This window comes from Micromonospora sp. NPDC002411 (genome assembly GCF_053592955.1).
This window is the reverse complement of the sequence record NZ_JBSFBM010000364.1, coordinates 1-6,470: the sequence shown is the minus strand read 5'-3', so window position 1 is coordinate 6,470 and position 6,470 is coordinate 1. Positions and strand designations below refer to the sequence as shown.

Sequence of the window (6,470 nt, the reverse complement as noted above, 5' to 3'; positions counted from 1 at the left end):
GGCCGGGCGAGGCGGAGGCGGCGTGCCGTGCGGCGGTCGCGGACGGCGCGGGAGCGCTGGTGGCGATCGGTGGGGACGGCACCGTGCACCAGGCCTTGCAGGCGGTCGCCGGCACCGACGTGCCCTTCGGGCCGATCCCCGCCGGCACCGGCAACGACTTCGCACTGGACACCGGGTTCCCGGCCGATCCGCTCGCGGCGGCGGACGTGATCGCGTCAGCGCTGCGCGACGGCCGCCGCCACACCGTCGACCTGGCCCGGATGAGCGGTGTGGACGGCACCGAGCGCTGGTACGGGGCGGTTCTCGCCGCCGGGTTCGACGCGATCGTCAACGAGCGGGCCAACCGGATGCGCTGGCCACGCGGCCCACGCCGGTACGACCTGGCGATCGTCGTCGAGCTGGCCCGGCTGCGCCCGCGTCGCTACACGATGCGCCTGGACGGGGTGCCGCATGAGGTGGACGCGGTGCTGGTGGCGGTGGGGAACTGCCCCACGTACGGCGGCGGGATGCGGATCTGCCCCGACGCGGACCCGACCGACGGGTTGCTCGACGTGGTGGTGGCGGGTCGGGTCGACCGACGGACCCTGATCCGGGTCAAGCCGCGCATCTACCAGGGCACCCACGTCAGCCACCCGCTCGTGCGCAGCTACCGCGCCCGTACCGTGGAGTTGGCCGCCGAGGGCATCACCACGTACGCCGACGGGGAACGTTCCCTGGGTCTGCCGGTGACGATCAGCGCCGTCCCGGGGGCCGTGCGGCTGCTGCGTTGACCCGTACCGCTCCGATGCTGGCAGCGATGACCAGCGCGATGGCGACGCACTCCAGCACTGTCAGCTCCTGCCGCAGCACCAGCCAGCCGGCGAGGGTGGCGACGGCCGGGCCGAGGCTCATGAGCACCGCGAAGGTGGCGGTGGGCATCCGCCGTAGCGCCAGCAGTTCCAGGGTGTAGGGCAGCCCGGAGGCGAGCACCGCGAGGGCGGCACCGAGCGCCAGCACCGGCGGGTCGAGCAGCACCGCGCCGCCGTCGACGATGCCCAGTGGCAGCGTGACCAGCGCGGCGAGGGTCAGCGACAGGGCCAGCCCGTCCGCGCCCGGGAACCGGCCGCCGACCCGCGCGCTGAGCACGATGTACGCGGCCCACATGGCGCCGGCGCCGAACGCGAAGGCCACCCCGACCGGGTTGAGTCGGTCGAAGCCACCCTGTCCGAGCAGCGCCACCCCGGCCAGGGCCAGGCCCGCCCAGGCCCAGCTGGCCAGTCGTCGGGCGCTGAACACCGACAGTGCGAGAGGGCCGAGGACCTCCAGCGTCACCGCCGGGCCCAGCGGGATGCGTTCGATGGCCTGGTAGAAGAGCGAGTTCATGCCGGCCAGCGCGAGCCCGAACGCGCCCACCGCGAGCCAGGCCGACCGGTCGTGTCCGCGCAGTCGGGGTCGGCACACCGCGAGCAGCAGCACCGCCGAGATCGTCAGGCGCAGGGTGACCGCGCCGGCCACCCCGGTACGCGGGAAGAGCAACGCGGCCACGGCGGCGCCGAACTGCACCGACAGCGCCCCGCCGAGCACCAGCCCCACGGCGACGACGCCACCGTGTCGGGCTGATGGCGTGTCGGTCGGCGGTGGCGTGGGCAGCAGGATCTCGGTCACCGGCACGACGGTAGGCGTTCAGCTTCGCCTACCTCGCGGCGGTGTCCACCTGCGCGAACGCGACCTTTGTCGTTCGGCTCGTGGAAAGGGACGTTCGTCGCCGACACGGCGCACATGTTCGCCAACGTGGTGCTACCGGCGTACGGTCCCTGGTATGACTAGCGCGATGCGGAAGTTGTCGATCTCCGTGCCACCTGACGTGGCCGAGCGCCTGGAGCGGGAGTCCAACGCGAGCGCCTACATCACCCAGGCCGTCCGTGACCGGATGCGGCTGGATGCCCTGGACGCGGAGCTGGCCCACCAGGGCATTCCGATCACCGAGCAGGGCGTGGCCGAGGCGCGCGCCCGCCGGGCCGCCGTGGAGGCCGACTGGTCGCCGGAGCGCCGCAGTGCCCTTCGCGAGCGGGTCCGCCAGCACGCGTTGGACGCCGCCGCCGGGACGCTCGAACAACCGGCCGCGTGAGCCCCGAGGACGACCGCCCGGTGCGGCTCGTGCTGGACCGGTCGGCGCTGCTGGCGTACCTGGCGGGGTCGGTGCATGTCGGGGAGCCGCTGCACGAGGTCATTCAGGACCGCAACAAGTTCGGCGTCACCGCCGTGACCGCTGCGGAAGCCCTGGCGATCGTCAGCGACCCGAAGGAACGAGCGACCCTGCACCGGCTGCTGGACCTGGACGCCTGTGAGGTGCTCTCGACCGAGGGGCACTCCTGGCACGAACTCAGCTTCTGGCGCACGGTGACGGGCCGTGCCGATCTGGCCACCACGGCGCTGGCCGTCCTCGAACACGACGCTTCGATCCTCACCGGGGAAGACCGGTACGGCGACGGCGAGCTACCGGTGATTCACATTCCCGGCTGACGGCACGGAAACCGTGGTTCAGGCGGGCAGGGCGAGGTCGAGCACCGCGCCCAGCCCGTTCTCGCGGCCCGGCTCGGCGGCCGGGAGCACCAGCACCGAACAGCCGGCGGCCACCGCTCCCGCGTCCGCGGGCGTGTCGCCGACCATCAGGGTCTGCTCCGGGTCGACGCCGAGCATTCCGCAGGCACGCCAGAAGATCGCCGGGTCGGGCTTGCAGCGCCCCACCTCGTAGGAGAGCACGAAGGCGTCCACCAGGCCGGTCAACCCCCACGCGTCGAAGTGCGGCCGCAGGTCGAAGCCGATGTTGCTGACCACGGCGACCGGCACCCCGGCGTCGCGCAACGCGGTCAGCGTGGGCGCGGTGTCCGCGTACGGCAGCCAGCCATCGGCGGTCAGTAGCCGCTCGTAGAGCGCGTCGGCGAAGCCCTCGATGCCGGCGTCGACGGTCTCGGCCAGCCCGGTGTACGCGCCCCGGTGGGCGTGTTGGTAGAGGTCCCGGTCGGCCCACAACTCGGCCAGTCGGGGTGGCACCCGCGCCGGCAGTGGCCCGCCGGCCCGCCCGGCCGTCAGCAGCCGGTCGGCCAGCGAGGTGGCGCGGACCTGGTCCAGGGTGACCCCGCACGCGGTGGCGGCCTCCAGCACCCACCGCCGGGGCTCCTCCACCTGGGCCAGGGTGCCGTGGAAGTCGAAGAGCACCGCCTTCACGGGCCGTCGGGACGCCCGGGGGGCGGCGGCCTCGGCGTTGCCCGGCGGACGAGTCTGGGGCGGTTCGGCATGGTCCGGCACGCCGTGCACCCTACCGACCGCCCCGGACGGCACCTCGGGACGGCCTTGTGGGGTGTCGTGTCCCGGCACGCACTAATCTTGGTCGCATGTCGAGTCCCGCCGAGCGGTACGCGGAGGCCCGTCGCCGGGCCGCGCAGGCCTCACAGTTTCCAGCGCTGGACGAGTTCGCCCTCGACCTGGGGTTCGACCTCGACGACTTTCAGCGGGAGGCGTGCCAGTCGCTGGAGCGGGGCAGTGGGGTGCTGGTCTGCGCCCCGACCGGCGCCGGGAAGACCGTCGTCGGTGAGTTCGCCGTCCACCTGGCGTTGCGCGGTCGGCCCGACGATCCGGCGGGTGAGGACGCGGCGACCCCGGCGACCCGGCGCAAGTGCTTCTACACCACGCCGATCAAGGCGTTGTCCAACCAGAAGTACCACGACCTGGTCGCCCGGTACGGCGCCGAGCAGGTCGGGCTGCTCACCGGCGACAACGCGATCAACGGTGACGCGCCGGTGGTGGTGATGACCACCGAGGTGCTGCGCAACATGCTCTACGCGGGCTCCAGCACCCTGCAGGGCCTGGCGTACGTGGTGATGGACGAGGTGCACTACCTGGCCGACCGGTTCCGTGGTGGGGTGTGGGAAGAGGTGATCATCCACCTGCCCGCCTCGGTCACCCTGGTCTCGCTGTCGGCGACCGTCTCCAACGCCGAGGAGTTCGCCGACTGGCTGGTCACCGTACGCGGCGAGACGGCGGTGGTGGTCAGCGAACACCGGCCGGTGCCGCTGTGGCAGCACATGCTGGTCGGCAAGCGGATGTTCGACCTGTTCCACGACGCCGACGCCGCCCGCAAGCACGACGTGCACCCGGAGTTGCTGCGCTACACCCGGGAGACCGCGCGTCGGCTGGAGCTGGGCGAGGGCCGCAGCGCGGGGCCGGGCGCCGGCCGTCGTGGCCCGCGCTGGCGGGGTCCGCTGCGCCCGGACATCGTCGACCGGCTGGACCGGGAGGGTCTGCTGCCGGCGATCCTGTTCATCTTCAGCCGGGCCGGTTGCGCCGCCGCTGTGCAGCAGTGCCTCGCCGCCGGGCTGCGGTTGACGTCGCCGGAGGAGCGGGCCGAGATCCGCCGGGTCGTCGAGTCCCGGGTCACCGCCATCCCCGGCGAGGACCTGACAGTGCTCGGGTACTGGGAGTGGCTCGACGGCCTGGAGCGTGGGCTGGCCGCCCACCACGCCGGCATGCTGCCGGTGTTCAAGGAGATCGTCGAGGAGTTGTTCGTCCGAGGCCTGGTCAAGGCGGTCTTCGCCACCGAGACCCTGGCGCTGGGCATCAACATGCCGGCCCGCTGCGTGGTGCTGGAACGCCTCGTCAAGTACAACGGCGAGGCACACGTCGACCTGACGCCGGGGGAGTACACCCAGCTCACCGGCCGCGCCGGCCGCCGCGGCATCGACGTGGAGGGGCACGCCGTCGTGGTGTGGTCCCCGGAGACCGACCCCCGGCACGTGGCGGGGCTCGCGTCCACCCGCACCTACCCGCTGCGTTCCAGCTTCCGACCCTCGTACAACATGGCGGTGAACCTGGTCGGCACGGTCGGCGCGGAGCCGGCCCGGGCCCTGCTGGAGTCCTCGTTCGCCCAGTTCCAGGCGGACCGGTCGGTGGTCGGCCTGGCGCGGCAGGTGCAACGCAACACCGAGACGATCGAGGCATACGGCGCGGAGGCCGCCTGCCACCACGGCGACTTCGACGAGTACTTCGCGTTGCGGGTGGCGATCGCCGACCGGGAGAAGGCCATCGCCCGGCAGGGGCAGACCCAGCGCAAGGCCGCCGCGGTGGCGTCCTTGGAGCGGCTGCGCGTCGGCGACGTGATCCGGGTGCCATCGGGCCGTCGGGCCGGGTTGGCCGTCGTGCTGGACCCGGCGACCGGCGGGTTCGGTGAGCCCCGGCCGCTGGTGCTCACCCAGGACCGCTGGGCCGGGCGGGTCAGCCCCGGCGACTTCACCACCCCCGCGGAGGTCCTGGCGCGAATCCGGGTGCCCAAGCACTTCAACCACCGTTCACCGGCTGCCCGACGGGATCTCGCCGCTGAGGTGAGCGGCACCGGCCTGGACCGGCACAGCGGCCGACGGGGTGGCCGTTCCCGCCAGGTGACCGGCGAGGACCACCGGCTGACCCAGCTCCGCACCGAGTTGCGGCACCACCCCTGCCACGCCTGCCCGGAACGGGAGGAGCACGCCCGCTGGGCGGAGCGGCGTCGCCGGCTGGAGCGCGACACGGAGGAGCTGCGCGAGCGGGTGTCCGGGCGGACGGGATCGCTCGCCCGGACCTTCGACCGGATCGTGGCGCTGTTGACCGACCGTGGCTACCTGGCCCGCGACGGTGCGGTCACCGATGCCGGGCGGATGCTCGGCCGGATCTGGACCGAGGCCGACCTGCTGGTCGCCGAATGTCTGCGCCGGGGTGTGTGGAACGGTCTGTCGCCGGCCGAGTTGGCCGCTGCGGTGTCCGTGGTGGTCTTCGAGGCACGCCGCGACGTCGACGAGCGGGCGTCGCTGCCACGTGGGCCGGTGGCCGACGCGGTGGACGAGACGCTGAAGCTGTGGGGGGAGATCGAGGCCGACGAGGCGGCGCGGGGGTTGGCCGCGACCCGGGAGCCGGATCTCGGTTTCGCCTGGCCCGTCTACCGGTGGGCCCGTGGTGAGGTGCTGGCCAAGGTGCTCGGCAGCGGCCACGAGATCGACGGTGAGATGCCCGCCGGTGACTTCGTCAGGTGGGCGCGACAGGTGGTCGACCTCCTTGGTCAACTTGCCGACTCCGGCGGCGCGTCGCCGGAGTTGCGGTCCACCGCGCGGCAGGCGATCGCGGCCATCAACAGGGGCGTCCTGGCGTACCACACCTCCAACTGATCATCACTTTCGATCACCGCCGCTGCGGTCAGGCGATCCTGCTGATGGTCTGCCAGCCCGTCCCCACTTCGGTCCACGGCCCGTCCGAAGGGTCGCCCGCGCTGTTGGTGTCACCCGCGTAGAAGAAGAGTTTGCCGTCCGCTGCGGTCGCCCAGAGGTCCGCGACTCCGTTCCCGTCGGCATCGCCGGCGGCCAGCAAGGGTCGGTTGGTCGACGTCCACCCTGTCGTTCCGTAGACGGACCGATCGTCGAAACGCCCGTTGGCCTGACCCCGGTACAGGTAGAGCACGCCGCTGC

The 6,470-nt window shown here is 72.8% G+C and carries 7 protein-coding genes; 4 read left to right on the top strand and 3 right to left on the bottom strand.

Features of this window, described 5'->3' with window-relative positions:
- A partial coding sequence (locus tag ACWCO3_RS29635) for a diacylglycerol kinase (RefSeq protein ID WP_450013178.1) occupies nt 1-770 on the top strand: 770 nt, incomplete at its 5' end.
- On the opposite strand, the gene ACWCO3_RS29630 is transcribed toward ACWCO3_RS29635, so the two are convergent.
- Nucleotides 733-1,644, bottom strand: a complete 912-nt coding sequence (locus tag ACWCO3_RS29630) for an EamA family transporter (RefSeq protein ID WP_435821904.1) — start codon at nt 1,642-1,644, stop codon at nt 733-735. The genes ACWCO3_RS29635 and ACWCO3_RS29630 overlap by 38 nt on opposite strands.
- Nucleotides 1,645-1,798: 154 nt before the next feature.
- Between ACWCO3_RS29630 and ACWCO3_RS29625 the strand changes: the two genes are divergently transcribed.
- Together ACWCO3_RS29625 and ACWCO3_RS29620 are read left to right on the top strand one after the other, a co-directional pair.
- A complete protein-coding gene (locus tag ACWCO3_RS29625) occupies nt 1,799-2,107 on the top strand; it encodes a hypothetical protein (RefSeq protein ID WP_145781983.1) in 309 nt (102 codons plus the stop codon).
- Entirely contained in the window at nt 2,104-2,502 is a 399-nt protein-coding gene (locus ACWCO3_RS29620; protein ID WP_145781981.1) for a PIN domain-containing protein, read from the top strand. The genes ACWCO3_RS29625 and ACWCO3_RS29620 overlap by 4 nt, the downstream gene beginning before the upstream one ends.
- Nucleotides 2,503-2,520: 18 nt before the next feature.
- Here ACWCO3_RS29620 and ACWCO3_RS29615 read toward each other — a convergent pair whose 3' ends face one another.
- A complete protein-coding gene (locus ACWCO3_RS29615; protein ID WP_145781979.1) occupies nt 2,521-3,288 on the bottom strand; it encodes an HAD family hydrolase in 768 nt (255 codons plus the stop codon).
- An 86-nt stretch (nt 3,289-3,374) separates the two neighbouring features.
- On the opposite strand from ACWCO3_RS29615, the gene ACWCO3_RS29610 reads away from it, so the two are divergent.
- On the top strand, nt 3,375-6,173 hold the full coding sequence (locus ACWCO3_RS29610) for a DEAD/DEAH box helicase (RefSeq protein WP_355027042.1): 2,799 nt from the start codon (nt 3,375-3,377) through the stop codon (nt 6,171-6,173).
- 28 nt (nt 6,174-6,201) lie between these two features.
- On the opposite strand, the gene ACWCO3_RS29605 is transcribed toward ACWCO3_RS29610, so the two are convergent.
- Nucleotides 6,202-6,470, bottom strand: a 269-nt coding sequence (locus tag ACWCO3_RS29605) for a hypothetical protein (protein WP_450013174.1), incomplete at its 5' end; no start/stop codon positions are given.